Annotated in this window: 27 protein-coding genes and 1 tRNA gene; 16 read left to right on the top strand and 12 right to left on the bottom strand. The window is 68.7% G+C overall.

Annotation, left to right across the window (positions count from 1 at the left end; translation table 11 throughout):
* Window positions 1-26 precede the first annotated feature (26 nt).
* Both ACFFJD_RS03430 and aceE read right to left on the bottom strand, forming a co-directional pair.
* On the bottom strand, window positions 27-1,256 hold the full coding sequence (locus tag ACFFJD_RS03430; RefSeq protein WP_345313980.1) for a PucR family transcriptional regulator: 1,230 nt from the start codon (window positions 1,254-1,256) through the stop codon (window positions 27-29).
* 63 nt (window positions 1,257-1,319) lie between these two features.
* Entirely contained in the window at window positions 1,320-4,094 is a 2,775-nt protein-coding gene (gene aceE / locus ACFFJD_RS03425) for a pyruvate dehydrogenase (acetyl-transferring), homodimeric type (RefSeq protein ID WP_382360939.1), read from the bottom strand.
* A gap of 279 nt (window positions 4,095-4,373) precedes the next feature.
* On the opposite strand from aceE, the gene ACFFJD_RS03420 reads away from it, so the two are divergent.
* From ACFFJD_RS03420 to ACFFJD_RS03410, 3 genes are all read left to right on the top strand, one after another.
* The gene (locus ACFFJD_RS03420; RefSeq protein ID WP_382360936.1) at window positions 4,374-4,877 is read left to right on the top strand and encodes an Rv2240c family protein; all 504 of its coding nucleotides are present in this window, start codon (window positions 4,374-4,376) and stop codon (window positions 4,875-4,877) included.
* 156 nt (window positions 4,878-5,033) lie between these two features.
* A complete protein-coding gene (locus ACFFJD_RS03415; protein ID WP_382360933.1) occupies window positions 5,034-5,447 on the top strand; it encodes a DUF3052 domain-containing protein in 414 nt (137 codons plus the stop codon).
* Entirely contained in the window at window positions 5,447-5,923 is a 477-nt protein-coding gene (locus ACFFJD_RS03410) for a peroxiredoxin (protein ID WP_382360930.1), read from the top strand. The genes ACFFJD_RS03415 and ACFFJD_RS03410 overlap by 1 nt, the downstream gene beginning before the upstream one ends.
* 7 nt (window positions 5,924-5,930) lie before the next feature.
* Here the strand turns inward: ACFFJD_RS03410 and ACFFJD_RS03405 are convergent, their stop codons facing one another.
* From ACFFJD_RS03405 to ACFFJD_RS03395, 3 genes are all read right to left on the bottom strand, one after another.
* Window positions 5,931-8,243: an acyltransferase family protein gene (locus ACFFJD_RS03405; RefSeq protein ID WP_382360927.1), complete on the bottom strand. Its 2,313-nt coding sequence runs from the start codon at window positions 8,241-8,243 to the stop codon at window positions 5,931-5,933.
* 204 nt (window positions 8,244-8,447) lie between these two features.
* Window positions 8,448-9,338, bottom strand: coding sequence for an SGNH/GDSL hydrolase family protein (locus ACFFJD_RS03400; protein WP_382360924.1), 891 nt, complete (start codon window positions 9,336-9,338; stop codon window positions 8,448-8,450).
* Window positions 9,339-9,433: 95 nt separating this feature from the next.
* Window positions 9,434-10,246 carry a maleylpyruvate isomerase family mycothiol-dependent enzyme gene (locus ACFFJD_RS03395; protein WP_382360921.1) on the bottom strand — a complete coding sequence of 271 codons (813 nt, stop codon included), beginning with the start codon at window positions 10,244-10,246 and terminating at the stop codon, window positions 9,434-9,436.
* 161 nt (window positions 10,247-10,407) lie between these two features.
* Here ACFFJD_RS03395 and ACFFJD_RS03390 point away from each other — a divergent pair.
* Window positions 10,408-10,479: transfer RNA gene (locus ACFFJD_RS03390), tRNA-Val, on the top strand.
* 23 nt (window positions 10,480-10,502) lie between these two features.
* Here the strand turns inward: ACFFJD_RS03390 and ACFFJD_RS03385 are convergent.
* From ACFFJD_RS03385 to ACFFJD_RS03375, 3 genes are all read right to left on the bottom strand, one after another.
* Window positions 10,503-12,293: an HNH endonuclease signature motif containing protein gene (locus ACFFJD_RS03385; RefSeq protein ID WP_382360918.1), complete on the bottom strand. Its 1,791-nt coding sequence runs from the start codon at window positions 12,291-12,293 to the stop codon at window positions 10,503-10,505.
* 108 nt (window positions 12,294-12,401) lie between these two features.
* Window positions 12,402-12,818 carry a hypothetical protein gene (locus ACFFJD_RS03380; RefSeq protein ID WP_382360915.1) on the bottom strand — a complete coding sequence of 139 codons (417 nt, stop codon included), beginning with the start codon at window positions 12,816-12,818 and terminating at the stop codon, window positions 12,402-12,404.
* Between the two features lie 30 nt (window positions 12,819-12,848).
* A complete protein-coding gene (locus ACFFJD_RS03375; protein WP_382360912.1) occupies window positions 12,849-13,202 on the bottom strand; it encodes an Rv2640c family ArsR-like transcriptional regulator in 354 nt (117 codons plus the stop codon).
* 97 nt (window positions 13,203-13,299) lie between these two features.
* Between ACFFJD_RS03375 and ACFFJD_RS03370 the strand changes: the two genes are divergently transcribed.
* The 10 genes from ACFFJD_RS03370 (at window position 13,300) to ACFFJD_RS03325 (ending at window position 21,323) form a co-directional block, all read left to right on the top strand.
* Window positions 13,300-13,749, top strand: a complete 450-nt coding sequence (locus tag ACFFJD_RS03370) for an ArsI/CadI family heavy metal resistance metalloenzyme (RefSeq protein ID WP_382360909.1) — start codon at window positions 13,300-13,302, stop codon at window positions 13,747-13,749.
* A gap of 70 nt (window positions 13,750-13,819) precedes the next feature.
* Entirely contained in the window at window positions 13,820-14,209 is a 390-nt protein-coding gene (locus ACFFJD_RS03365; RefSeq protein WP_382360906.1) for an ArsR/SmtB family transcription factor, read from the top strand.
* Window positions 14,206-15,342, top strand: a complete 1,137-nt coding sequence (gene arsB / locus ACFFJD_RS03360) for an ACR3 family arsenite efflux transporter (protein ID WP_382360903.1) — start codon at window positions 14,206-14,208, stop codon at window positions 15,340-15,342. Before ACFFJD_RS03365 ends, arsB begins: the two co-directional genes overlap by 4 nt.
* Window positions 15,339-15,785 carry an arsenate-mycothiol transferase ArsC gene (locus ACFFJD_RS03355; protein WP_382360900.1) on the top strand — a complete coding sequence of 149 codons (447 nt, stop codon included), beginning with the start codon at window positions 15,339-15,341 and terminating at the stop codon, window positions 15,783-15,785. The genes arsB and ACFFJD_RS03355 overlap by 4 nt, the downstream gene beginning before the upstream one ends.
* Window positions 15,786-15,836: 51 nt before the next feature.
* A complete protein-coding gene (locus ACFFJD_RS03350; protein ID WP_382360897.1) occupies window positions 15,837-16,619 on the top strand; it encodes a hypothetical protein in 783 nt (260 codons plus the stop codon).
* A gap of 8 nt (window positions 16,620-16,627) precedes the next feature.
* The gene (locus tag ACFFJD_RS03345; protein WP_382360894.1) at window positions 16,628-17,494 is read left to right on the top strand and encodes an esterase/lipase family protein; all 867 of its coding nucleotides are present in this window, start codon (window positions 16,628-16,630) and stop codon (window positions 17,492-17,494) included.
* Window positions 17,495-17,681: 187 nt separating this feature from the next.
* On the top strand, window positions 17,682-18,326 hold the full coding sequence (locus ACFFJD_RS03340) for an ABC transporter permease (protein WP_382360891.1): 645 nt from the start codon (window positions 17,682-17,684) through the stop codon (window positions 18,324-18,326).
* Window positions 18,323-19,546, top strand: coding sequence for an ATP-binding cassette domain-containing protein (locus ACFFJD_RS03335; RefSeq protein ID WP_382360888.1), 1,224 nt, complete (start codon window positions 18,323-18,325; stop codon window positions 19,544-19,546). Before ACFFJD_RS03340 ends, ACFFJD_RS03335 begins: the two co-directional genes overlap by 4 nt.
* Window positions 19,543-20,325 carry an ABC transporter permease gene (locus ACFFJD_RS03330; protein ID WP_382360885.1) on the top strand — a complete coding sequence of 261 codons (783 nt, stop codon included), beginning with the start codon at window positions 19,543-19,545 and terminating at the stop codon, window positions 20,323-20,325. Before ACFFJD_RS03335 ends, ACFFJD_RS03330 begins: the two co-directional genes overlap by 4 nt.
* Complete coding sequence (locus ACFFJD_RS03325) at window positions 20,322-21,323, top strand: glycine betaine ABC transporter substrate-binding protein (RefSeq protein ID WP_382360882.1); 1,002 nt, start codon at window positions 20,322-20,324, stop codon at window positions 21,321-21,323. The genes ACFFJD_RS03330 and ACFFJD_RS03325 overlap by 4 nt, the downstream gene beginning before the upstream one ends.
* A 25-nt stretch (window positions 21,324-21,348) precedes the next feature.
* Here ACFFJD_RS03325 and ACFFJD_RS03320 read toward each other — a convergent pair whose 3' ends face one another.
* Window positions 21,349-22,161 (bottom strand): spermidine synthase, encoded by an 813-nt coding sequence (locus ACFFJD_RS03320; RefSeq protein ID WP_382360879.1) that lies wholly within the window; start codon window positions 22,159-22,161, stop codon window positions 21,349-21,351.
* A gap of 217 nt (window positions 22,162-22,378) precedes the next feature.
* Between ACFFJD_RS03320 and ACFFJD_RS03315 the strand changes: the two genes are divergently transcribed.
* A complete protein-coding gene (locus ACFFJD_RS03315) occupies window positions 22,379-22,723 on the top strand; it encodes a hypothetical protein (RefSeq protein ID WP_382360876.1) in 345 nt (114 codons plus the stop codon).
* Between the two features lie 23 nt (window positions 22,724-22,746).
* Here ACFFJD_RS03315 and ACFFJD_RS03310 read toward each other — a convergent pair whose 3' ends face one another.
* The 3 genes from ACFFJD_RS03310 to ACFFJD_RS03300 are packed head-to-tail and all read right to left on the bottom strand — an operon-like array spanning window position 22,747 to window position 24,896.
* The gene (locus ACFFJD_RS03310) at window positions 22,747-23,700 is read right to left on the bottom strand and encodes an SURF1 family cytochrome oxidase biogenesis protein (protein WP_382360873.1); all 954 of its coding nucleotides are present in this window, start codon (window positions 23,698-23,700) and stop codon (window positions 22,747-22,749) included.
* 28 nt (window positions 23,701-23,728) lie between these two features.
* The gene (locus ACFFJD_RS03305; RefSeq protein ID WP_382360870.1) at window positions 23,729-24,214 is read right to left on the bottom strand and encodes a low molecular weight protein-tyrosine-phosphatase; all 486 of its coding nucleotides are present in this window, start codon (window positions 24,212-24,214) and stop codon (window positions 23,729-23,731) included.
* Complete coding sequence (locus tag ACFFJD_RS03300; RefSeq protein WP_382360867.1) at window positions 24,207-24,896, bottom strand: HAD-IA family hydrolase; 690 nt, start codon at window positions 24,894-24,896, stop codon at window positions 24,207-24,209. The genes ACFFJD_RS03305 and ACFFJD_RS03300 overlap by 8 nt, the downstream gene beginning before the upstream one ends.
* A 138-nt stretch (window positions 24,897-25,034) precedes the next feature.
* Here ACFFJD_RS03300 and ACFFJD_RS03295 point away from each other — a divergent pair, with 138 nt between their 5' ends.
* The gene (locus ACFFJD_RS03295; protein WP_382360864.1) at window positions 25,035-26,150 is read left to right on the top strand and encodes a Nif3-like dinuclear metal center hexameric protein; all 1,116 of its coding nucleotides are present in this window, start codon (window positions 25,035-25,037) and stop codon (window positions 26,148-26,150) included.
* Window positions 26,151-26,160: the final 10 nt, after the last annotated feature.

Here is a 26,160-nt window from a genome sequence, read left to right as displayed (position 1 = left end):
GGGCCGTCACTCGGGGCCGGTGTTACTCAAGTGGCCTGAGGTTCCGATTCGTCGCCGAATCGTGTCAATCGACCGACGGTGGCCGCGACACGCAGGACGTAGGCATCGCGCGGGTGACTTGGGTCACGACCGGTGGCGTCGGCGATCTTTTTCAGACGGTACCGAACGGTATTTGGATGAACGTACAACGTGCGGGCCGCCGATTCGATGGAGCCGCCGGCGTCCAGAAAGGCCGCGAGAGTGGTCGCCAAGGTCCCCGCCGGATCGGCGAGGGGCAGCACCAGGGTGTCGGTCATCGTCCGCACGGCGCTGCGGTCGCCGTTGAGGGCGCGTTCGGGAAGCAGATCGGAGCTGTAGGTGGGACGCGGCGCACTCGGCCAGCCGACGATGGCCTCGATTCCGGCGATCGCCTCGGTGGCGCTGGCCGGTGACGTCGCGAGGTTGGGCATCGTCGGGCCGATCACCACCGGGGCGTCGGCGAAGTGCTCCAGCAGGTCGCTAAGGAAGCGCTCGGTGGGGTTGATGGTGCCGCTGACGATGGTGACCAGTCGTCGTCCCTGCACCACCGACAGCGCCGCGCGGTCGTACTGCTTGGCGGTGTTGTGGATCGCCAGCGGTACCGAGACGTTCTGTTCCGGCGGCGGCGAGCCGACGATCACCGTCGCCGGCGCCGCCGAATCCCAGTTGAGCGCGGCGGCGCGCGACATCAACTGTGGCCCGGTGTCGCCGCGGACCACGCCGTCGACCACGAGCGCCTCCAATCGCGAATCCCAGGCGCCCCGGGACTCGGCGGCGGTGGCGTAGATGGCGGCCGCGGCGAAGCCGATCTCGCGGCCGTATCGCAGCACCGCCTCGGTCAGTGCGCGCAGCTGCGCGTCGTCGCGGGCCAGCAGCGGGAGCCACTTCTCGAAGAACTCCATCGCGACGCGCACCATCTCCACCGTCTGCAACAGTGTGATGCGACGCGCCAGGTCCTGCGGGACCACCTGGAAGGCCTGCACGGTGAACTTGATGTTGCCTTCGGGATCCTGGATCCAGTCGACGAAGTTCACCACCGCCGTCTGGACCACCAGCTGGACACTGGCGCGCTGGGATGCGTCGAGATCACCGAAATAGGGGAGTTGATCGGACATCGAGGCGACCGCCTCGTTGGAGAGGCGGCCGCTGTACTGCTTCACTCGTCGCAGCAGCGTGTCGGGGAGCGCGTCGTGGACCGACGGTCGAGTCGGCACGTGCGTCTGAAACACGCTCACGATGTTCTCCGGGTGCTCCGGACTTCCGGGGCGTTCCGGTTCGGCGACGTCAGGCACCCCTCCAATCTATGCCAGGCCGGGGTCGGCGGTGCTCTTCGGCGCGGCACTGACCTCGGTGATCTGATACTTGGCGGCGGCAGCGGCGGCGACGGACCGGTCGATCTTGCCGTCCCGCGCCAAACCGACGAGCACCGCCACCGCGATCGAGGCGGCATCGACGTTGAACACGCGCCGGGCCGCCGAGCGGGTGTCGGAGAAGCCGAAGCCGTCGGTGCCCAGCGTCAGGTAGGTGCCGGGGACGTAGGCGCGAATCTGCTCGGGGACGCCGCGCATGTAGTCCGAGGCCGCGACGAACGGTCCCGAGCTCTGCGCGAGCAGGCCGGTGACGAAGGGCTGGCGGATGGTGCTCTCGCGCAGCTCTTCCCGGTCGCACTCGATGCCGTCGCGGGCCAGCTCGGTCCACGAGGTCACCGAGTAGACGTCGGCGGCCACGTTCCAGTCGGCGGCCAGCAGGTCCTGCGCGGCCAGCCCGTCGCCCATCGTGACGCCGGAGACCAGGATGGCCGCCCGATGCTGCTTGGGTTCCGGGGCCGGGCGGTAGAGGTAGCCGCCCTTGATCAGCGAGGCCACCTCCACGTGCGCGGGCTGAGCGGGCTGATGAATCGGTTCGTTGTACACGGTGACGTAGAAGAACACGTTCTCCGGATCCGGGCCGTACATCCGCCGGAGCCCGGAGTCGACGATGTGCGCCAACTCGTAGGCGAACGCCGGATCGTAGGACACGACGCCGGGGTTGGTGGCGGCCAGCAGGTGCGAATGCCCGTCGGCGTGCTGCAGTCCCTCACCGGTGAGGGTGGTGCGGCCCGCGGTGGCGCCGATGACGAAACCGTGCGTCATCTGGTCGGCGGCCGCCCAGAAGCTGTCGCCGGTGCGCTGGAAGCCGAACATCGAATAGAAGATGTACAGCGGGATCATCGGCTCGCCGTGCGTGGCGTACGACGTCCCGACCGCGGTGAAGCTGGCCGCCGAACCGGCCTCGCTGATGCCCTCGTGCAGGATCCGTCCCGAGCTGTCCTCCTTGTAGGCCAGCATGAGTTCGGCGTCGACCGAGGTGTACATCTGCCCGGACGGGTTGTAGATCTTCAGCGTCGGGAACCACGAGTCCATGCCGAAGGTACGGGCCTCGTCGGGGATGATCGGCACGATGCGCTTGCCGATCTCCTTGTCGCGCAACAATTCACGGAACACGCGCACCAGCGCCATCGTGGTCGCGATCTGTTGCTTGCCGGATCCCGCCGAGACCGCCTTGATCGCGGCGGAGGTGTCCGGCGCCAGCGGCTTGGGCGTGAAGTGCCGTCGTGGCAGGAAACCGCCGAGGTCGTTGCGTCGGCTCAGCATGTATTCGACCTCCGGGGAGGCCATGCCGGGGTGGTAGTACGGCGGCATCGCCGGATCCGCCTCCAGCTGTGCGTCGGTGATCGGCACGTGCGTGGTGTCGCGGAAGGCCTTGAGGTCGTCGAGCGTCATCTTCTTCATCTGGTGGGTCGCGTTGCGGCCCTCGAAGTGCTCACCGAGCGTGTAGCCCTTGATGGTGTGGGCGAGGATGACCGTCGGCTGGCCCTTGTGCGCGAGCGCCGCCTGATAGGCCGCGTAGATCTTGCGGTAGTCGTGGCCGCCGCGCTTGAGGTTCCAGATGTCCTGGTCGGTCATGTCGGCGACCAGTTCCTTGGTGCGCGGGTCGCGGCCGAAGAAGTGTTCGCGGATGAAGCCGCCGTCGTTGGCGCGGTAGGTCTGGTAGTCGCCGTCGGGCGTCTTGTTCATCAGGTTCACCAGGGCGCCGTCCTGGTCGGCGTGCAGCAGCTCATCCCACTCGCGGCCCCACACCACCTTGATGACGTTCCAGCCGGCGCCGCGGAAGAACGACTCCAGCTCCTGAATGATCTTGCCGTTGCCGCGCACCGGCCCGTCCAGTCGCTGCAGGTTGCAGTTCACCACGAACGTCAGATTGTCCAGATGGTTGATGGTGGCGATCTGCGCGAGGCCCCGCGATTCGGGCTCGTCCATCTCGCCGTCGCCCAGGAACGCCCACACGTGCTGCTGCGAGGTGTCCTTGATGCCGTTGTCGTGCAGGTACTTGTTGAACCGTGCCTGGTAGATCGCGTTCATCGGGCCCAGGCCCATGGAGACGGTGGGGAACTGCCAGAACTCCGGCATCAGCCGCGGATGCGGGTACGACGGCAGGCCGCCGCCGAGGCCGGCGTGGCTGTGCTCCTGACGGAAGCCGTCCATGCGGTTCTCGTCGATCCGGCCCTCGAGGAAGGCGCGGGCGTAGATGCCGGGGGAGGCGTGACCCTGAATGAAGATCTGGTCGCCGCCGCCGGGGTGGTCGAGGCCCCGGAAGAAGTGGTTGAAGCCGACCTCGTACAGCGAAGCCGAGGACGCGTAGGTGGAGATGTGGCCGCCGACGCCGATTCCGGGTCGCTGGGCGCGGTGCACCATGATCGCGGCGTTCCACCGGATGTACGAGCGGAAGCGGCGTTCCATGTCCTCGTCGCCGGGGAACTGCGGCTCCAGGTCGGTGGGGATGGTGTTGACGTAGTCGGTGGAGGTGAGCGACGGCAACTGCACGCGCTTGTCATCGGCGCGCTCGAGCATGCGCAGCATCAGGTAGCGCGCTCGCTCAGGGCCGGCCGCGTCGAGCATGGCGTCGAACGACTCCAGCCACTCGTCGGTCTCGCCCGGGTCGGAATCGGCCAGATAGGACGCGACTCCGTCGCGAATCACCTGAACTCGATTGGAACTCGTCGGAGGCCCTGCGTTGACGTCGGCCTGATCAGTCACGTGTCACCTGTCTCTCATCGCGCGGCCTCGCGGGGGTCGGCGAGGCCGGTGGTGGTGCGGCCGCGAAGGGGTGGTGCGGCCGGCGCGGCGTACCCGTTCGTGAAGCACGCCGCACTCTCCATCGTGCACCATGTCACAGGCGACGGCAGCGGATGTGTCCAGTCACTCATGCGCGGATGTCCGGACAGTCCCGGTGGTCCGGAGTAGCGTTCGGCGGGGAGCAAGCCGTCGTCGTGCGGTATGTGCGACGGGGGTCGCGGCTTGGGGAGGAGTGGGCACGTGCGTGCTCGGATGCTCGGCGGGGCGCTGCTGGCGTTGCTGACCGTGACAGCGGTGGCCGCCTGCGGCGGTGAGCGGGCCGCGCCGGACGGTCCGTCGGTGAGCGTCACGACGGTGACCACCGAATCGCGCACGGAGATCGATGCGGCCGTCGGCGTGTGCCGGCAGTCGATCACCTCGGCGGCGGTGATGGTGCGCGACTACAACGCTTTCGTCGCCCGGTTGAACCAGACGCACGACTACCGGCGGATCGACACCGAGGACCGATACGCCCGCGACACGCTCGACACCGGCGCCGATCTGATCCGCCAGGCGTTGACCCCGGACGTGCCGGACGACCTCGCCGCCAGGGCGCACGATTTCCTGACCGCGACCGAGCAACTGTCCGAGCAGATCGGGCAAAGGCACAAGCTGGCGCTGAACAAAGCGATGGACGATTGGGGCGCGCGGCGCACCGAATTGCTCGATGCCTGCGGTGAATTCCTGCCCACCGGCGTCAACTGAATCGTCGTCCGCAGGTCGGTGAAGTGACCGATTGCGGGTAAGGCCTGTTCGTCGCGCCGATCGACCCTCTACGCTTAGCTTCGATAGTCGAACAACGATTTCGGGGGGTGCTCGTCGCGACGAGCCCGTCGAACTGGAACGAGGAGGTCACAACCGGTGGTAGCCACCACAGACGGCGGCAACGCCAGCAAGCTCGGATTCGTCAAGGGGATGGTGATCCAAGAGCTCGGCTGGGATGAGGACACCGACGACGAGCTGCGGATCGCGATCGAAGACGTGATCGACGACGAGATGCTCGACGAAGACGCTATCGATGTGATGGACGCAGTCCTCCTCTGGTGGCGCGACGGTGACGGCGATCTCGTCGACGCCCTGGTCGATGCGATCGGGCCGCTGGCCGAAGGCGGCTTCATCTGGGTGGTCTCGCCCAAGACCGGCCAGGACGGCTATGTCGACCCGACCGAGATCGCCGAGGCGGCGCCGACCGCAGGCCTCAGCCAGACCAAGGTGATCAACCTGGGTGAGTGGTCCGGTTCCCGGTTGGAATCGCGTCCGCGCGGCAAGCGCTGATGACCGCCCCGATCCCGGTCGGTGCCCTCGCGCCCGACTTCGTGCTGCGTGACCAGAACAACCAGGAAGTGGGCCTGGCCGCGTTGCGCGCCCAGGGCCCGGTGCTGCTGGTCTTCTTCCCGCTCGCCTTCACCGGCACCTGCGAAGGCGAACTGGGCTACCTGCGCGACAACCTGCCGCAGTTCGAGGCCGCCGGCCTGAGCATCGTCGGCCTCTCGGTGGGCCCGCCGCCCACGCACAAGGTGTGGTCGTCGGCGCAGGGCTTCCTGTTCCCGATCCTCGCGGACTTCTGGCCGCACGGCGGTGTGGCCGCCGAATACGGGGTGTTCGACGCCGAGCGCGGCATTCCGAACCGTGGCACCTTCGTCGTCGACGCCGACGGCACCGTCGTCTTCTCGGCGATGGTCGGCCCCGGCGAAGCACGCACCGAGGAGACTTGGGCGGCGGCCTTGGCCGCGCTCACGCCCGACTCCTGACGCGCTCCTACTTCTGCTCGCCGGCCGGCGGCTCCACGGCGTCCACCGACCGCAGGACGCAGCTCTGCGGCGCCAGGTCGTCGGCCGGATAGAGGGTGGCCAGCGCCGTCGCCAGCTTGTTCGCGCGGGCTGCATTGCCCTCCGGCGTGAAGTGCACGCCGTCGAGGAACCAGGAATCGTCCACCTCGCCGGACAGGTCGTACACGCGCAGATTGGGGTACCGCTTGCAAGCCCGGATCAGGGCGCGGTTGAAGCGCTGCATGGCTCGGTTGTTGTAGGCGGGGTTCTCGTTGAGACGGTTGGTCGAGATGGTGGGCCACAGCACGGGCTGATCCTTGAGCGGAGCCATGAGCCGGTCGATGCGCATGTCCACCGGACCGGGTCCGCCCACCTCGACGTTGGCGGTGTCGTTGATGCCCTTGGCCATCACCCAGCAGCCCTTCCAACCGCGCGCCAAGTCGGATTCGATGGACTCCACGGCATTCGGTTCCCCGTCGAGTCGTTCCAGGCTGGACCGGCCTCCGGCGATGTCGGAGTGGTAGGTGGCGGCCCCGACGCGCTGGTACTGGGCGCCGATCCGCAGCGCCGGGTCGGGCTGCATGCCGGGATCCTCCATGCCGATGGACGTCGAGTCGCCGACGTGGATCACCTCGGTGCAGCGGGTGCGTCGCTGCGCGGCGGGCAGTGTGGGCCCGACCGGTTCGGTGGTGGGCGCGGCGGTGGGGTCGGCGGCCTCGTCGTCGATGGCCGACGTGGTGAACGCGCGCACCATCGCCATGTCGGGGTTCAGCAGGTTGGCGCCGACCAGCATGACCACGGCCAGCGACACGATGCCCGCGACCGCGCCGACCGAGCGCCAGCCGCGTCGGGTTCGCCGCCGGGCCCGGGTGTCGGGGATGAGGACGACGAGTCGCTCGTCGGGCGCCGGGTCGTCCCCGAGCTGATCCTCGCCTGTCTGTTCGCCGTCCGGCTGCTCGTCGTCCGGCTGCTCGTCGTGCGGCTGCTCGTCGTCCGGGTAGTTGAGCACCCACATCGCCAGCGAGGGGGAGGCGGCGGCCTTGTCGTCGGTGTCGGTGCGGCCCAGGACTGCCGACAGGTCGACCGGGTGCTCGACGATCGGCCGCGGCTCGAGCGGTGCGGCGGCGTCCCAGCCCGTCGCGGGGACTGACTCGGGCTCGGGGTCCGCGGCAACGGCGGCGGGCGGGGCCGGCTCGGGTGTGTCATGGCGACCGGTGAGGGCGTTGACGAAGCCGTATCGGCGGATCGGATCCTCCACGTAGCGCCACGACAGCGACGCCAGCAGGGTGGTGACGGCGATGACCAGCAGGGCGCTGAACCACGGCGAGTCGGTGCGCACCGCCAGCGGCAGGAACGCCACCACGGGCATGTGCCACAGGTAGAGCCCGTACGAGCGTTCGCCGATCCAGCGCAGCGGCGCGAGGCTGAGGATGCTGGCCACCAGCGTCTGCGGTGCGACGGCGGCGGCCAGGATCCCCATGGTCGCCAGCGTGAGGACGAGCAGTCCCCACGAGTACAGGCTCATCGAATTGTCGTTGGTGGTGACCACCAGGTAGACGATGGCGGCGACGCCGGCCAGGCCGGCCACGTCGAGCCAGCAGCGCTGCGTGTGGGTGACGCGGTGTTTGCGGGCCGGCCACCAGAAGGCCAGTGCGGCGCCCAGCAGGAGCCCGCCGGCCCGGGTGTCGGTGCCCTCGTAGGCGCGGGTGTTGTCGAAGGCCGGGGAGGCGAGGTCGTACAGCAGATAGAACGAGGCCAGTGCCATGCCGACGATGACCAGGGTGATGCCGAGGCGACGCTTGATCACCAGGTACAGCCCGGCCAGGATCAGCGGCCACAGCAGGTAGAACTGCTCCTCGATGGACAGCGACCACAGGTGGCCGAGGGGACTGGGACCGCCGAACCGGTCGAAATACGAGGTGCTCGAGGCGATCGTATACCAGTTGTTGACGTAGAACAGCGCGGTCAGCGACTCCCACAGGTAGCCGGTGAACTTGTCGGGGACGGCGATGGCGGCGGTGATCAGCGTGGCCGCCAAGACCAGAACCACCGCGGGGACGAGGCGACGGAATCGCCGGATCCAGAAGGTGCGCAGGCCCAGGCCGCCGGTCTTCTCATGCGAGGAGATCAGCAGCGACGTGATGAGAAAGCCCGACAGCGTGAAGAACATGCCCACGCCGAGTAGGCCGCCGCTGAAGCCGGGCACGTCGAGGTGATAGAGCACCACGAAGACGACGGCGAGCGCGCGGAGACCGTCCAGGGCGGGTAGGTAGCTCGCAGAATTGTGAATCGGGCGGGGCATGTGGCTGGTGCGCTCCTGGCGTCGTCGTCGACAAGGTTCACGCGGCCCAGTCAACCGAACAACGCGGGGTGATACCCGTGCCGCAGCCGTTCATAATACGGGTAATTCCGTACCGGTCCCGTCGGGCAAACGGATTAACCTACGCGTATCTCCGGCAATTGTCGGGTGATGGTGCTCACAGCGGCGTACGCTGCGCGTCGGTTGTCACCGGGCGACGGTGCGCGGTGTCCCGGTTAGGGCGGGGAAGGCGGTCGCCAGGGCGGTGGCGAACAGCCGGTTCCGCTGCGAGGTGCCGGTGGCGTTGTAGTGGATGCCGTCGTCGCTGAACCAGCCCGGCTGCGCCTCGGCCGCGAAGTCGTAGACGCGCAGGTTCGGGTACCGGGCAGCGGCACGGCGCAGCGCGGTGTTGAACGAATCCATGTTGGCTTCGTCGTAGCCGCGCACGGTGGCCCCGCGGGTGGCGACGGTCGGCCACAGCACCTGCTGGCCGTCGACAGCCGCCATCACCCGGTCGATGCGTTCGTCGGCGGCGACGGTGGAGCCGACGCCGATGTTGGCGGCGTCGTTGACACCCATCGCGATCACCCAGCAGCCGCGGCGGCCGCGTTCGCGTTCGGTGGCGATGGCGTCGATCGCGTTGGGCTGGCCGTCGACCCTCTCGACGATCGAGCGCCCGCCGGAGGCGTTGAGGACGGTGCTGTCGGCGCCGACCCGCTCGTACTGTGCGCTGAGTCGGTCGGCGGGGTCGGTGAACTTGCCGGCGTCGTCGATGCCGACGGAGGTGGAGTCGCCGATGTGGATCACCTGGCGGCACGAGGTGCGCCGTTGGTCGCTGGGCGTGGACTGTTCCGGGCCGCCCGGGATCAGCAGGGTGAACAGTGACGGCAGGTCGCTCGACAGATTCGACGTGCCCGGGAGCTCCCGCAGGATCTGGCCGGCCACCCCCATCAGGTCGCTCACCGGGTCGGCCTGGGCCGGTGTCGGAGCGAGCGCTGCGGCGGTGGCGGCGACGGTGACGCCGGCCAAGACGGCGGCCGCCCGGCGGGTGCGGTCGGGGCGGCGGAACATACGAATCCGTTTCGTCTCAGTAGTCACAGTGGTTCTATTGCACCCCACTGGTAACACTGCGGGCAACCGGGAACGGCCACGGATCGGTCACAATGCGGCTCGGTCGGGTCGAGCCGGTTCGATCAGATCAGATAGTGCAGGTTCGCGACGATCCGCTCGCCCAGGTCGGTGTCCCCGTCGATCCGCACGGTCGACGGGTCGGCCGTGGTCCGGCCGCCGATGAGTCGGGCGTACTCGACCAGATCCACCTGCAGGGTCACGTCGGCGGGGCCGTCGAGCTCGGGCACCACCGTGGCGCGCTCGGACACGACGACGTGCACCGGTCGCGGGGCGACACCGGTGAAGTCGATGGTGACCGCCGAGCCGGCGGGTGCCGCAGCCTTCTTCCCGATCAGGAACGGCAGCGTTGCGACCATCTCCTTGCGGGCCGAAGTGGCAGGCAGGATGTCGGTGGGTGTGCCGAGGCCGAGCGAATCGCGGATGTCGACCTCGTGAATCCAGCTGTCGAACACGCGAATGCGCATGAACCGGCCGTAGGAGTCCGGGCCGGCGGGGGTGAAGCCCTCGGCGTCCCATTGCTGTTCGGGCATGCCCGCCAGCATGTTCAGTCGCTGGTCGGTGACGCTGCGGAAGTCGTCCATGAGTTCATCGCGGGTCCGGAGGCGGTAGTAGTCGAGCCAGCGCTCGTTGAGCTCGCCGATCGGATTGCGAACGTGGGCCAGCGCGCTCACATCTCGGCTGGCCTCCACCTCGCGGCCGGTGAGCGACCATTCGGTGCCGGTGATGTGCGCGATGATGTCGGCGACGCTCCAGCCGGGCAGGATCGACGGAGCTGCCCATTCGTCGTCGTCGAAACCGGACACCAGCGCGTCGAGAGTGGCCCATTCATCGCGCAACGCATCGATAACGGGCTTGCGGGGAACGAAAGTGACCATGGGAGGCCTCCTCTGCGTACTCGGGACTCAACGCTAACCCTCCGCCGCTCGGAACGAGGGGATTATCGCCCGGCGTGCCAAGGCATCCGCGGGCCGGTTTGGGCGCCCGCCTCGTCGGCCGGTATCTTCACCTCTGTCGCCGGTGTGATCGACGACGACGCGCGCGTATAGCTCAGCGGTAGAGCACTGGTTTTACACACCAGCGGTCGTAGGTTCGATCCCTACTGCGCGCACCTGAAGTGTGAGTGCGGCCCACTTAGAACGGTGGCTCGTCGTAGTCGAATTCTTCGCTGAAGAGTTCTTCGCTGAAGAGTTCTTCGCTGAAGAGTTCTTCGCTGACGGGTTCCGGTTCTGGGATCGGCTCAGGCTGCTCGGTCAATCGGCGCGCGCGGTTCGCCTTGCGTTCCGCGCGCCGTCGGGCGTGCTTGGCCGCGGTGCGGGTGCGGGTTCGTTGCGGGCCGTCTTCGACGGTGCCGCTGGCGGTCCCGGTCGCATGTTGGCCGGCGAGTTGGTGGGTGCAGCGCAGGTCGGCCAGTCGCGGGATCAGCCACTGGTTGGGTGCGAGCACCTCCACTGTCTGTCCCATCGGGGTGGTGACGCTGGAGTGATAGCGACCATTCGAGTCGATCCACAAGTCGTCGACGAAGCCCTCCAGATTTGTTTTCACCAGGTGGTGATAACGGCACTTGGGAAGCAGATTGCAAACGCAAGTGGGGCCGCCGAGGTCCGGACGGACGTTGTCGTACTCGGCCACATGGTCGAGATCGCAGGCGAAGGCTGCTCGTTCGCAGCCCGGTATGGAGCAGGTGCCCCACAGGAACCGCGCGATGAGGTCGGTCAGCAGATTCGGGCGATACGGATCGCTCGGCAACGACGTTTTCGCGATCACCGCGGCGGGTTCGTCGCCGGTTCCGACCTCGGGCCGTGGGCCATCGCCCCGGCGCTCGTCCGGGGTTTCGGAGCGGGGCGCTCGTCGATGCAGCGCAGCCTCATCGGGACGCTCCTGCGCGCCGGAGGCACTCGCGGGGTTGGGTTCGAGCAGGTCGTCGAGGCGGTGCTGGTGAATCACGGCATCACCGCGGGCGGCGATCTCCCGAACGTGCTCAGCGGAGATCGGGCCGTGGCCGTCGAGATAGCCGCACTTGTCGCCGCCTTCCAGCGTCGTGGCATCGCACAGGACGTGCACCACGATGCGGGCCGCGCGGGCGTCGAGTTCGACGTCGCTGATCGCCGCGGTGCAGCCGTCGCTGTCGCATTCGCAGGTGAACGGTTTGCGCTGCAGCAGCGCGATCGCTGCATCGGAGCGGGCTTGAGTTTTGGTGCGGGGGTCGTCGGGGCAGCGGCCGGCGATGACCGCGTCGAGCATCTGTCGTGCGAGGCGGACGTCTTCGGCGGTGGCGGTGAGGAACAGTTGTGCCATGCCGGCTTCGAGGTTCTGGTGGCCGAGGCTGCGGCCGTCCTTGGCGCCCTCGCGTTCGCGGCGCACGGCATCGGGATCCTGTTCGGCGACATGGCGGCGGGCCATTGCACCGGTCTTGGTGACCGAGATGCAGGTGTAGCCGTGTTGGGCGCCCACGATTTCCGCGGCGATCAGGGCGTCGATCTTTCTCATGATGGCTTCGTCGAAGACGATGCGGGTTTCATGGGCGATGCGGTGGAAGCGGTCGCGGTCGATCAGGCCCAGGCGCATGGTCGCGTACACGCGCGGGAGCCGATCTCGGGCGTCGAGGGCGTCGAGGAGTAGGACGCGAGCGGCGTACTCGGTGCTTTCCAGGCTCATCTGTAGCTCGAGCGTGGTCTGGGCTTCCAGATCCAGGATCGACTTCTGGGTCGCCGCCACATTGGTGCTGGAGGCGCGGACGCGGGAATGCATCGACAGCGCGAACTGAAAGAGCTGCCAGTCGAGGAAGCAGTGCCCGTTCTTGGTCGCGGCGATCGCGCCGACCACACGCGAAGTCGGCAGGCTCGCGAGGTCGGTGCCGGGGGTGGGGAGGCCGCAACTGGTCAGGTCGGCGTCGGGCCACCTCGAAGCGGTTCTCTGCGCCATGGCTACTCACCTCCCCAAGCGAGTCAGCACACCTTTGACTAGTTCTGGTGTTCTACTCCCATGGTATGCCCGACCCCCGACAAGAACGGGACGTGTGCGCCGCTCGATTCACGAACGATCGGGGTTCTCGGTGGCCTGACGGTTGGGCGGTTGAATATCGCGGTATCGGTAGGAGGCGAGTCGGATGTCTTCATCGGCGGTCCGCGGGTCGTAGCCGGCCGGTTTGATCACGAAGATGCGGGCGTCGGCGCTGCCCTCGGCGACGAGGTCGATGCGGGTGTCGTCATCGAGCTCGACGCCGGTGGTGACCGCGTAGTCCATGTAGCGGAGCCAGGAGGCGAGTTCGGCGAGAGCCTCGCGCTCGGATCTGCCCAGCAGCGGCAGGCGGTCGATTCCGCGCGCTCCGCCGCCAGGCAGCATGCGCATGCCGATGGCGAGCCAGTGGTAGTCCAGCGCTACCGGGTCTCCGTCGAGGAGGGAGAAGTACGGCGGTCGGTCTATTCGTGCTTCGTCGGCGTCGGGCATGGGTTGAATGGTAATTCCGCATTCCTGCTGTCAGCAGCAGGTCGCGAGCACCCCGCGCAGGGCCTCCAGGTTGGTCGGCTCGGCGCGATAGAAGTTGTTCACCCCGCGCTTGGCGGAGGTGGCGAGTCCGGCGGCACGCAACTGGTTCAGGTGGTGCGACGCAGTGCCCGCCGAAACGCCGACGGCGCGCGCCAGGTCGCTGGCCGCCATCTCGCCGGTGTCGGCACCCATGAGCAGCGCCATCATCTGGAGGCGCACCGGGTCGGCGAGGGCTTTCAGGCGCAATGCCAGTTCGACGGCATCGTCGGGGTCCATCGGTCCGGAGGCCAGGGGGGCGCAGCAGATGGGTGCGCTGATGTCGAGGACGGGCAGCGGCTTGGGCATGAGCGCCATTCTAGCGAATGCTTTGACATACATCAAAGGTTGGCGTAGAACGGAACCCGCAATACTTCGACATCCGTCAAACTTCCTGGAGGCTGCCATGTCCCGCGTTCAACTCGCTCTCAACGTCGACGACCTGCAGGCGTCGATCGACTTCTACAGCAAGCTCCTGAACACCGCACCCGCCAAGGTGAAGCCCGGCTATGCGAACTTCGCCGTCGCCGAACCGCCGCTGAAGCTCGTGCTGCTGGAGAACCCGGGGCAGGGCGGCACCCTCAATCATCTCGGTGTGGAGGTGGAGAGCAGCGACACCGTGCACGGCGAGATCGCCCGCCTGAGTGCGGAGGGGCTGTTCACACAGGAGCAGATCAACACCACCTGCTGTTTCGCGACGCAGGACAAGGTGTGGGTCGGGGCGCCCGACGGAGAGCAGTGGGAGGTCTACACCGTGCTCGCCGACGCCGACTCCTTCGGCGAGGCCCCCGCGCTCCTCGCGGAGCCGACCGTTGCCGAGGGCGAAGCGGGTTCGGCGTGCTGCACGCCGCAGTGAAGTGCGCGGCAGTGAGGTGTGTGGCGGCCCCGATCTCGCGACCGGAATAGACGTCTGTCAATATCGACACATGTCTAATCCGAGAGACTTGGAAATATCGCCCGCGACCGCGGAGCGGTGTTCACCGCTGGTTCGCGATCCGCTCACGGTGGACCAGGCCGATCAGGTGGCGTCGGTATTCAAGGCGCTCGCCGACCCGGTGCGGCTGCGCTTGTTCAGCCTGATCGCGTCCCATTCGGGTGGGGAGGCGTGTGTCTGCGACATCGCACCCGCGGTCGACGTCTCCCAGCCGACGATCTCCCACCACCTCAAGGTCCTCAAGACCGCCGGCCTGCTCGAATCCGAGCGCCGCGGCTCCTGGGTGCACTACCGCGTGGTGCCGGATTCCTTGGCTGCCCTCAGCGAGATCCTGGCCCCCGCGTCGTTCGCGCCGCTGCCGACCACCGTGGGTGCGCGGTGACCGCGCCCGGCGAGCCGGAGGTCGGCGGGAGACTCTCCACCCTGGACCGCTTCCTCGCGGTCTGGATCGGCGCGGCCATGGTCGCGGGTCTGCTGCTGGGACGCCTGGTGCCGGGCCTGGACACCGCCATCGAGTCGGTCCAGATCGACGGGGTCTCGCTGCCGATCGCCCTCGGCCTGCTGATCATGATGTACCCGGTGCTGGCGAAGGTCCGCTACGACCGACTCGACACGGTCACCGGCGACCGTAAGCTCCTCGTCGGATCGCTGCTGCTGAACTGGGTCCTGGGACCGGCGCTGATGTTCGCGCTCGCGTGGCTGATGCTGCCCGACCTGCCCGAGTACCGCACCGGCCTGATCATCGTCGGCCTCGCCCGGTGCATCGCGATGGTCATCATCTGGAACGACCTCGCGTGCGGAGACCGCGACGCGGCCGCGGTCCTGGTGGCGATCAACTCGGTGTTCCAGGTGTTCATGTTCGCCGTCCTCGGCTGGTTCTACCTGTCGGTCCTGCCCGGCTGGCTAGGCCTGGAGCAGGCGACGATCGACGCCTCACCGTGGCAGATCGCCAAGTCGGTGCTCATCTTCCTCGGCCTTCCACTGGTGGCCGGCTATCTGTCCCGGCGACTGGGCGAACGCGCCAAGGGCCGCGCCTGGTACGAACAGTCGTTCCTGCCCAAGATCGGCCCCTGGGCGCTGTACGGACTGCTATTCACCGTCGTCATCCTCTTCGCGCTGCAGGGCGAGCAGATCACCTCCAAGCCGTGGGACGTCGCGCGCATCGCACTGCCGCTGCTGGCCTACTTCGCCCTCATGTGGGGCGGTGGATTCCTGCTCGGCGCGGCGATGAAGCTCGGCTACGCGCGGACCGTGACCCTGGCCTTCACCGCCGCGGGCAACAACTTCGAACTCGCGATCGCCGTGGCGATCGGCACCTACGGCGCCGCCTCCGGGCAAGCGCTCGCCGGCGTCGTCGGCCCCCTCATCGAGGTGCCCATCCTGGTGGCTCTGGTCTACGTCTCCCTCGCCTTGCGCAGGCGTTTCCCGGCCGCCTTCGACGCGCCCGGACCCGGCACCACCGAATCCGGCACCACCGAATCCGGACCGGCCGAACCCGGAGCGCAGCACCGATGACCGCACCGGCACCGCGACGCCCCGCCGTCCTGTTCGTCTGCGTCAAGAACGGCGGCAAATCGCAGATGGCCGCCGCGCTCGCCGCACACCTCGCCGGAGACGCACTCGAGGTGCACTCGGCGGGCACCCGACCGGGCCCGGCCGTGAACTCGCTGTCGGCCGAGTCCCTCCGCGAGATCGGTCTGGACATCAGCGGCGAGGTTCCGAAGGGGATCGACCCGGCGCTGTGTGAACGCGTGGACATCGTCATCACCCTGGGGCGCGAGGCCGTCGTCGAGGCGCCCGGTGTCCGAGTGATCAACTGGGACACCGAGGAGCCCTCCGAACGGGGGATCGAGGGTATCGAGCGGATGCGAATGGTGCGCGACGACATCGCGGGCAGGGTGCGTGCTCTCGTCGACGAGCTGGTCGACGGTCGGGGGTCCGCGGAGACGGCAGGCTAGGCTGATGGGCGAGGTCAGCGGGTCGCTGGTGAGTTAAGAGGAGCTTTCGGGTTGGCCAGGCAACGCGTGTGGAGTCGTGTCAGCAACATCGTCGTCGGTTTGGCGGCGGGAGTGGTCGTCGCCGTCATCATCTGGTTCGACGTGACGTCGGCCATCTGGCAGGAGGTGGTCATCCTCTCCGGCCTCGCCGCAGGCTTCGTCACCTTCCTGCTGACGGTGTTCGTCCTGGACAAGGTACTGGCGCGGTCCACCGCCCGGCGTTGGGCGCCGGTGAACCGATTGGCCTTCACCGAGTTCCTCCACGCCCTCGCCGATGAGGACCGCAGCGAGATCACGCGCGGGCAGGTCACTCCGCGGACCATCGACGAGCCCCGGTTCCACGCCGATCGTCGCCGCTACGACGACGAGTTGGAGCGGCTCCGCGAAGCGGTGGTCACCGAGCGGCGCAGACTCGCCGACCTGCTCGGACGCTGGGCGCCGTTCCTGGCCTCCAGCGGCGCCAACGAAGTGGTCCTGCTGCACGTGGCCGACATCGCCCTGGCACTGGACCGGATTCGGGACATCTCCCTGGAAGCGGAGTCGGCGCACACCGAGGAGTCGCACCGCGAGCTGTGCGCCGAGGTGGCCGGCTGCAACGCGCGGATGGGCATGCTGACCGACGAACTGCAGACGCGGCTGGCTCCGCAGCGGTTCCTCATCGAGCTGGAAGGGCCGTCGGACACACCTGAGCGGTCGGCGCCGCCGGTATCTGGCGAAGCGGCCGCATCGCACGAACCGGCCGGATTCGGGCGGTCCGCCCGATCGGGCAGCGGGGCCGGACGCAGCGCGCCATAATCGGGCCCATGGCTTCTGGGTGGCGGGTCCCGGTCCGACGTCGCGCTGCGGTCGTGGTCGCCGCTGCGACCGTGGCGCTCGGCATGGTCACGGCCGGCGCCGGACTCGCCGCTGCGGCACCGCGCTACCCGGTCGTCACCGACGCCGGGATCGCGTCGGTCACCGGCGACATGCAGCCGGCGCACGTCTCGCCGCCGGGCTCCAACGTGCCGGGCTGCCGCAGCGACGCGCCGCCGGTGGTGCTGTTGCACGGTACGGCCCAGAATCAGATGTCCGCATGGCAATATCTCGCGCCGATGCTCGCCAACCGCGGACGCTGCGTCTACAGCCTCACCTACGGCCAGACCAGCTGGAGTGCGCAGATCGGCGGCCTGGGACGCCGTGAGACCTCGGCGGTCCAGGTGGCCGCCTTCGTCGACGGGGTGCTGCGCAGGACGGGGGCGCGGCAGATCGACCTGATCGGGTTCTCCCAAGGCAACGCTGTCGCCCAGCTGTTCACCCAGCTCCCGGGTCGCGCGACCCAGGTCCGGCACCTGATCGGCCTGGGGCCCTCGAACAAGGGCGTCTCTCGGCTCGGCGCGATCACCGATCGGCTGCCGGCTCGGGCGCCGGGCGAGAACGACTGGGGCCCGCTGCACCCGAACATCCGCTACCTGATGGTGATGACTCGCCGAGACGAGGTGAGCCCGCCCTACACCAACGGCTACCTGCCGGCGGGACCGAACGTGCGCAACGTGGTGGTGCAGGCGCACTGTCCGGCCGACACCGTCGGACACGTCGGTCTGCCGTACGACAGCTGGGTGGGCGGTCTGATCGACGCGACGCTCGCCGGTCGCGCCAACGCCGCGCGCTGCACCGTCGGCTACCCGCTCTGAATCGCTCCCCGTGCCATGTCGACACGCATGCTGAACTGCGAATACTGTGATCGCACATCGCGTGGTCGAATAGGGTCGGGGCATCCGCAACGAAGCGATCCGGACCGATCGGTCCGGCTTTGCGTGGGGGCGGAGGCCGCGGGGGAGGAATCCTCCCACCGGGGCTCCGCCGGGAGGCCGTGAACTGGTGAATCTCTGGGGGTATGTGCAGGGCCGCGGCGGCACGCTGGCGTTCCTGACCTATCAGCACGCTTCGCTGTCGCTGCAGACCGTGCTGGTGGGGACGTTGATCGCGCTCGCCGTCGCGATGGCCGTCTATCGGCTTCCCGTCCTGTCGGCGCTCACGCTGACGTCGAGTCGGGTGGCGCTGACCATTCCGTCGCTGGCCCTACTCGCACTGCTGATCGTGCCGCTCGGCCTGGGCGTGCCGCCGTCGTTCACCATGCTGGCGTTCTTCGCCGCGATGCCGGTGATCGGCAACGCGGTGGTGGGTCTGCGGTCGGTGCCGCCGAGCCTGGTCGAAGCGGCGCGCGGGATCGGATTGCCGCGTTGGCGCATCCTGCTCAGCGTGGAACTGCCGATGGCGTGGCCGGTGATCCTGACCGGCATCCGGGTGTCGACGCAGATGATCGTCGGTGTCGCGGCCATCGTCGCCTACGTCCTCGGACCGGGACTCGGTTCGCTGATCTTCAACGGCCTCTCGCGGCTCGGCGGCGCCAACGCCCTGGAGATGGCGTTCACCGGAACCGTCCTCATCGTCGCCATCGCGCTCGTCTTCGACGCGCTGCTGGTCCTGCTCGGACGGCTGACCATCCCGAAAGGTTTGAGATGACCACCACCGATACGCCCGGTCCCGGCACCGCCCCGGAGATCACCGGCGCCTCGATCCGGCTCGACGGCGTCACCAAGCGGTATCGCGGCCAGACCGAACCGGCCGTGGCCGCCCTCGACCTGACGATCGAGGCCGGCGAGATCGTCACCTTCGTCGGACCGTCCGGGTGTGGCAAGACCACCACCCTGAAGATGATCAACAGGCTCATCGAACCGAGTGCCGGACGTATCTTCATCGACGACCGTGACATCACTCGCGAGAATCCGGACAAGCTCCGGCAGTCGATCGGCTACGTCATTCAGTCCGGCGGCCTGTTCCCGCACTGGAGCGTGGAACGCAATGTCGGCGCGGTGCCGCGCATGCTGGGCTGGGACCGCGCGCGGATCGCCGAGCGCACCGAATACCTCCTCGATCTGGTCGGGTTGGATCCGGAGGAGTACGCCAAGAGGTTGCCGCGGGACATGTCCGGTGGCCAGCAGCAGCGGGTCGGTGTCGCCCGCGCGCTCGCCGCCGACCCGCCGGTGCTGCTGATGGACGAGCCGTTCGGCGCCGTCGACCCGATGACGCGGGTTCGGTTGCAGGACAGCCTGCTTGAGATCCACCAGGAGCTGCGCAAGACGATCGTGATCGTCACCCACGACTTCGAGGAGGCGACCAAACTCGGCGACCGGGTGCTGATCCTGTCCAAGGGCGGACACGTCGAGCAGTTCGCCACCCCGGCGGAGATCCTGGCCAACCCGGCCACGGACTTCGTCGCCGACTTCATCGGTTCGGGCGCCCGGTTGGCGCAGCTGACGTTCACCCGGGTGCGCGACGTCCAGATCGACCCGGTGGTGACCGCCCGGGTAGGGGAGTCGTCGGCGGAAGTGACCGCGCGCGCCCGCGCGGCCCGGACCCGCTGGGTCACGGTGCTGGACCGGCACGGCAGGCCCATCGCCTGGCCGAACCTGGACGAGATCGCCGCGGCGCCCGAGATCGCGCCCTTCGTGGAGCCGCGACTGCCGGTGGTGGCGCCGTCGTCGACGCTGCACGACGCGCTCGACGAAATGCTCGCCGCCCGGCAGAACGGTGCACTCGTCACCACCGTCGGCGGCAAGCTCGTGGGATTCGTCGGTTTCCGCACCGTGGTCGAGACACTGCGCAACCAACTCGACGAGGCCTATCCGGACGAGCAGGCCTACGCCGACTTCGTCGAAGCCACCGACGAGGGGGCCGGATGATCGTCCAGGCGCCCTCCGCCGCCCCCGCTCGCCTCGGACTGTGGCGACGCCTGCGCGGTCTGCCCGTCGACGTTTGGTTCGAGCCCCTGCTGATCGTGGTGGTGGCCGCGGTGTTCTTCGCCTGGTACGGCCTGTCGGACTTCACCGAGACCGAGTCGGCGCAGCTGGAGTGGGCGGTGCTCGGCGAGACCATCGTCGATCACGTGATCCTGACCGTCACCGCGGCGCTGATCGTGCTGGCGGTCGCGATTCCCTTGGGCATCGCGCTGACCCGGCCCGGTCTGCAGCGGCTGTCGCCGCTCGCGGTGGGCATCGCGAACATCGGACAGGCCGCGCCCGCGGTCGGGCTGTTGGTGCTGTTCACCTTTGCTTTCGGCACCGGTTTCCGCACCGCCGTGGTGGGTCTGGTGGTGTACGCGGTCTTGCCGATCCTGCAGAACACCATCGTGGGCCTGCGACAGGTGGACCAGCGGGTGGTGGAAGCGGCCCGCGGTATCGGCTACTCCGCGGTGCGCACGCTGGTGCAGGTGGAACTGCCGCTCGCGGTGCCGGTGATCCTCAACGGGGTGCGTACCGCGCTGGTGATCCTGGTGGGCACCGCGACACTGAGCACCTTCATCGGCGCGACGAGTCTGGGCACGCTGATCACCACCGGCATCACGCTGTTCCTGCCGAAGCTGCTGATCGCCGGCGCGGTGCTCGTCGCGCTGCTGGCGCTGGTGGTGGACTGGTTGGGCCGCCTGGTGGAACTGTTCGCGACACCGCGGGGGCTGCGATGATCGCACGGGGAACGGGCCGCGGCCGAGTCGCGATTCGGGGACTGCTGGTACTGGTGGTGGCCGCGTTGCTGGCCGGGTGCGGCCTGGTCAGTTCGTCGGGTACCTACCGCCCGGCGCGCCTGCCCGACGGGGCACAGCCGCTGGACGGGGCCGACCTGACGGTGGTGTCCAAGAGCTTCACCGAGCATGTCATCCTCGGCAAGATCACCGCGACCTACCTCGCGGCGGCCGGCGCGACCGTGACGGATATGACCGGGGCGCCGGGTTCGGCCTCGGGACGGCAGCTGTTGCTCGACGGCACCGCCGACGTCAGCTGGGACTACACCGGAACCGCCTGGCAGGCGTACCACGCGCAGACCGAGGTGGTGACCGATCCGCAGGAGCTGTGGCAGCGGGTGGCCGACCTGGAACTGCAGCAGAACGACCTGGTGTGGCTGCCGCCGGCCGACTTCAACAACACGTACGCCTTCGCCACGTCCCGCAGCAACGCCGACCGACTGGGGGTGACCACCCTGTCGGAGGTGGCGGCGCTGCCCGTCGACGAGCGGACCTTCTGCATCGACGACGAGTTCTTCAGTCGCTCCGACGGTTTCCGACCGATGCTCGACGCCTACGGCATGCCGTACAACAAGCCGGACGGGGTACCGCAGAACAACGTGACCAGCATGGACACCGGCGTGGTGTACCAGGCGACGGCCGTCGGAAACGCCTGCAACTTCGGCATGGTGTACACCACCGACGGCCGGATCAAGAACCTCGACCTGCAGGTCCTCGAGGACGACCGCGGGTTCTTTCTGCCCTACAACGGCGCCGCGATCGTGGGCCGCGAGACGCTCGAACAGTATCCGCAGCTGCGTGACCTGCTCGGGACGATCACCGCGAAACTCACCGAGCCGATGCTGCAGCAGCTCAACGCCCGGGTGGACATCGACGGCGAGGACCCCGCGGACGTGGCCTACGACTGGCTGGTGGCCGAGCACCTCGTCGTTCCGGCCTGACGGCCGAGGGTGCGGATCTCGCCGGTCAGCCGGGCTGGTCGTGCAGGGCCGGTGCCCGCCGCGCGAACTCGACGGCGGCGTCCCCGGCGATCAGCCGGGACGGCTCGGGGTCGCTGCGCAGGATCCGCTGCAGCTGCGGCGAATCCGGCAGCGGGCCGTCGCCGGCGACGACGACGATGTTGCCGCTGCGCCGCCCGTTGAACATCGACGGGTCGGCGATCAGTTCGACCCGGGGGAACACCTCGGCGATGGTCGAGATCTCCCGGCGCACCGACTTCAGGTCGCGGCGGTCCCCGCAATTGGCCAGGTAGAGGCCGCCGGGCGCCAGCAGCCGCCGGACCGCAGCGGTGAACTCGACGGTCTTGAGATGATCGGGGGTGAGACTCTCGGCGAAGACGTCCCGGATCACGATGTCGCGGGTGTGCTCGGTGAGCGACTCGACCACCTCGCGCGCATCGCCGACGCGGATCCGCAGGCGCGGGGCGCGGGGCAGGTCGAACCATTCGCGGGCCAGGCGAGCCAGTTCGGCGTCGATCTCGACGGCGACGTGCCGCGATCGCGGATAGCGGTGGGCAAGGGCGGCGGGCAGGGCGCAAGCGGCCGCGCCGAGGTGCAGGACGCGCAGCGGGGTCTGCGGGTCGGGGTGTGCGTCGTCGATGACCGCGGTCATCTGCCGCATGTACTCGAACTCGAGCGTCGTCGGATCGAACGGGTCGATGTGGCTGCTCTGCGCGCCGTTGACGGTGAGCAGCCAGCCGCCGACGCCGTCGTGGGTCAGTTCGGCGGTGCCGGTGGAGATGTCGAAGCTGCCGGCCTCGGGTTTCGGTACGTGAGCCATCGGAGACGATGGTAGCTCTGCAGCCCCACCGGACGACCTCACCAGGGCCTAAAGTCCCTGAAACGCCGAAAGTCCCAGGTGAAAGATTGTGAGGATTGTTACCTCTTGGCGAACCGCACAGAAAGTGAGAACACGGGATGAAACGCACGATATCGCTGGTGGCAGCGGCGGGATTCGGGTTGACGGCGGCACTCGCGGGCGGCGCGCAGGCGGAGCCGTGGAATCCGGGACCGGTGGCGCCGGGCAAGCCGGAGGGACCGCCGAGCACCGGACGATGGTGTCCAACCGCGCACCGGTGACCGCGACGTACGTGCAGAACCTGAAGGAGCCGACGGGTTCCTGGAACCCGCCGCTGCCCAACCCCACGGCCGCCACCCACAAGGTGTCCTACCGGATGGTCCTCGGCCCGCCCGGAAACAACGGCCAGACGGCGTCCGGAATGCCCGAGTGGATCGGGAACCGCGAGTGGCGGCACATCACCGTCACCGGCTGCGGCGAACCCTCGCACGGTGGCTCGTTGGATTGGGGTTCGCTCGACTTCGGTCCGCTCGGACGCCCCTGAGCGGAGCTTGCGCCCCTAGGACGTCAGCGGCCGTAGCGGCGGGCGAGCTTGGCCTGGACGGCCTCGTCCGTCGCTGCGGTCGGACTCTCCTCGGCGTTCGGCACGTTCGGGCCGCTGGCCTCGCGTAGTTCGTCGCGAATCCGGCGCTTCTCGGCGCCACGGGTGGCCTCCGTCGACACCTCGACGGGGGCCGCACTGCCGTCGGAGTCCTTGCGCAGCGCACGACGGTGCTTGATTTCGGCCCACACGAAGTACGCCACGCCCAGCGGCACCATGATGCCGAAGGCCAGCCACTGGAGGCCGTAGCCGAGGTACGGGCCCGATTCCAGCTGGGGGAGTTCGATGGCGCCCAGGCCGCCGGGCTGATCGGGAACGAGCTGGACGTAGAACGGGTCGAGGGCCAGCCCCGAGTCGGCGCCGAGAGCTGCGGTGTCGGTGGTGTAGGCGGTGAGGACCTTCTCACCGGTGCCGTCGGGGGTCAGCGGCTCCATCCGCGGTTCCTTGCCGGGGCTGGTGCCTTCGGAGCGGCGCAGCCGGGCGTGCACGGTCACCTGCTCGCCGGGGGCGGAGGGCAGGATCACCGCGCCGTCGGCCTCGGGGCGAACCCAGCCGCGATCGATCAGGACCACGCGGTCGCTGCCGGCGATCCGGAACGGGGTGAGCACTTCGGCGGCGGGCCGCTGGGCCACCGACCGTAGCCGCAGCACGATCTGCTGATCGGTGAGGTAGTTCCCGGTCAGGGTCACTTCTCGCCACTGGTCGTCGTTGTCGAGGGTGCCGCCCGGCGGGACGAGTTCGTCGAGCGGGACGGCGTCGGTCTCGGTGGCACTGCGGATCAGGTTGTTGCGGTGTTCGGTGTCGGTGTTCTTGCCGAGCTGCCAGGGCGCCAGAATCACGAAGCAGAGGGCGACGAAGATCGCGGCCAGGACGGCCGACAGGATCCACCCCGGGCGCAGGAAGACTCGCAGCAGTTGCACATCTTCCAGGGTACCGAGCGCGCCGGAGTCAGCCCCGTTCGGCCAGCGCGGTCCGGGCCCAGGTCACAATGCCCGGCGCCGCGGCCTCGATCTGTGCTCGCACCGCGGCGAAGTCTTCGGGTCCGCCGTAGAACGGATCGGGGACGTCGTCGGTGTCGGCGCTCGGGTCGAAGCTCCGCAGCAGGCGAACCCGGTCGCCGAGGCGCTTGCGGGCCAGTTCGCGGACGTGTCCGGAATCCATCGCCACCAGCAGGTCCGCCGCCAGATGCCGGGAGTCGAGCTGCGCGGCGACGTGCGCGTCGCTGTAGCCGTGGGCCAGCAGCTCGGTGCGGGCGCGATTGTCCGCGGGCTCACCGATGTGCCAGCCGCCGGTGCCGGCGCTGCTCACCGTGACGCGATCGGCCAGGCCAGCCTCGCCGATCGCCGATGCGATGATCGATTCGGCCATCGGCGACCGGCAGATGTTGCCGGTGCACACAAAACAGATGTGGAGTTCTTCGGGGTTTTCAGACACCCAGTACCTCGCGCAGTTTCGGGACCGTCGAGACGGTCCACATGGCTTCATCGACCTCCCCGGGTCGAGCGTATCCCCAGGCGACGGCAATGGTGCCGAGCCCGAAGGAGGCAGCGCCGACGACGTCGTGTGAGCGGTCGCCGATCATGACGATCGGGGTGGTACTCGGGTCCAAGTCTAGTGCGTTCAGCGCTCTGGCGATCACCTGCGCCTTACTTCGGCGTGTGCCGTCGGCGCTGGCACCCGCGATGAACGCGAAGTGATCGGTCAGACCGAAGTGATCGAGGATGAGTCGGGCCATCTCCTCGTTCTTGCTGGTCGCTATCGCCAGGGTGCGTCCGCGCGCGGCCAGGTCGGCCAAGAGTTCGGCCATTCCGGCGTAGACCGAGTTCTCCTTCCAGCCGATCATGTCGTAGCGCTCGCGGTAGGCGCGGACGGCGCGTTCGGCGTCGTCGTCGGAGAATCCGTACGCGCGCATCGAATCGAGCAGGGGCGGTCCGACCACATCGGCCAGAAACTCCTCCGACGGGGCCGCGGCGCCCATCGCGTCGATGGCGTGGCGGAAGGACGCGGTGATCCCAGGGAAGCTGTCGGTCACGGTGCCGTCGAGATCGATCAACAGCACGGTGTCCGGGTGCGACGGATCGGGGTGTGCGGGGGCGGGGGTGGGCTCAGCGGTCACGACCCCATGATGCCCGTACGCTCGGCTGCAGCGGCCGCCACGCCGGAATCGGGAGAACCCGGCGTCGGTGCGGTGCAGGATGTTCACAACGGGTGCGCCCGCCCGGCGGCGGGCGACGAGACGACAGGGAGAGTTCAGATGACTGCAGACCTGGGGCAGGTGGTCGACGCCCTCGACCGGGCCTATCCGCCGGGCCTCGCCGAATCGTGGGATGCGGTCGGGCTCGTCTGCGGCGATCGCGCGGACCCGGTGACCTCCGCGCTCGTCTGCGTCGACGTCACCGAAGACGTCGTCGAGCACACGCTCGCCCACGGGGTCGACCTGATCGTCGCACACCACCCGCTGTTGCTGCGCGGGGTGGAATCGGTGGCCGCGCACACGCCCAAGGGGCGGGTGCTGCACCGGCTGATCAAGGGCGGCTGCGCCCTGTATTCGGCCCACACCAACGCCGACAAGGTGGTCGGGGGCGTGTCCGACGCCCTGGCCGACGTCCTGGGACTGCAGCACACGCGACCGCTGCAGCCGGAACCGACCGCGCCGCTGGACAAGTGGGTGGTGATGGTGCCGGAGGGCAACGCCGATCAGGTGACCGAGGCGATGTTCGGCGCCGGCGCCGGTGCTCTCGGCGAATACCGGGACTGCATGTGGACCGTGGTGGGCACCGGCCAGTTCCTGCCGCTGGAGCGGGCGCGGCCGGCCCTGGGTGCCGTCGGCGCGCTGACCCGCGTCGACGAGGAGCGCGTCGAGATGGTGGCGCCGAAGCGGGTGCGCGGCGAGGTGCTCGCGGCGCTCCGGGGTGCCCATCCGTACGAGGAACCGGCGTTCGACGTGTTCGAGCAGGTCCGGTTCGACGGGGACGTGGGGCTGGGCCGCGTGGGCAGCCTGGCCGCGCCGATGTCGTTGCGCGAGTTCGTGGCACACGCGTCGGCCGTGCTGCCGCGGGCGGCGTGGCCGATCCGGGCGGCCGGCGATCCGGACGCCACGGTGTCGACGGTCGCGGTGTGCGGCGGGGCGGGGGACTCGTTGATCGGTGCGGCGACGGCCGCGGGCGCCGACGTGTACTTGACCGGTGACCTCCGGCATCATGTGGTGGACGAGGCGCTGCGCGCCGGGAGTCCGGCCCTGATCGATGCCGGTCACTGGGCCACGGAGTTCCCCTGGTGCGCCAGCGCCGCCCAACTGTTGACCGAAATCGGTTGTCCGGCAACGGTTTACCAGCCCTCCACCGACCCGTTCAACCTCGCCCCATCCTGATCTTCCCGTC

Origin of the sequence: Gordonia phosphorivorans (genome assembly GCF_042432625.1) — a bacterium.
GTDB classification, from domain to species: Bacteria; Actinomycetota; Actinomycetes; order Mycobacteriales; family Mycobacteriaceae; genus Gordonia; species Gordonia phosphorivorans.
Note: the sequence above shows the minus strand (reverse complement) of the source record. Positions and strands in the feature narration are given on the sequence as shown.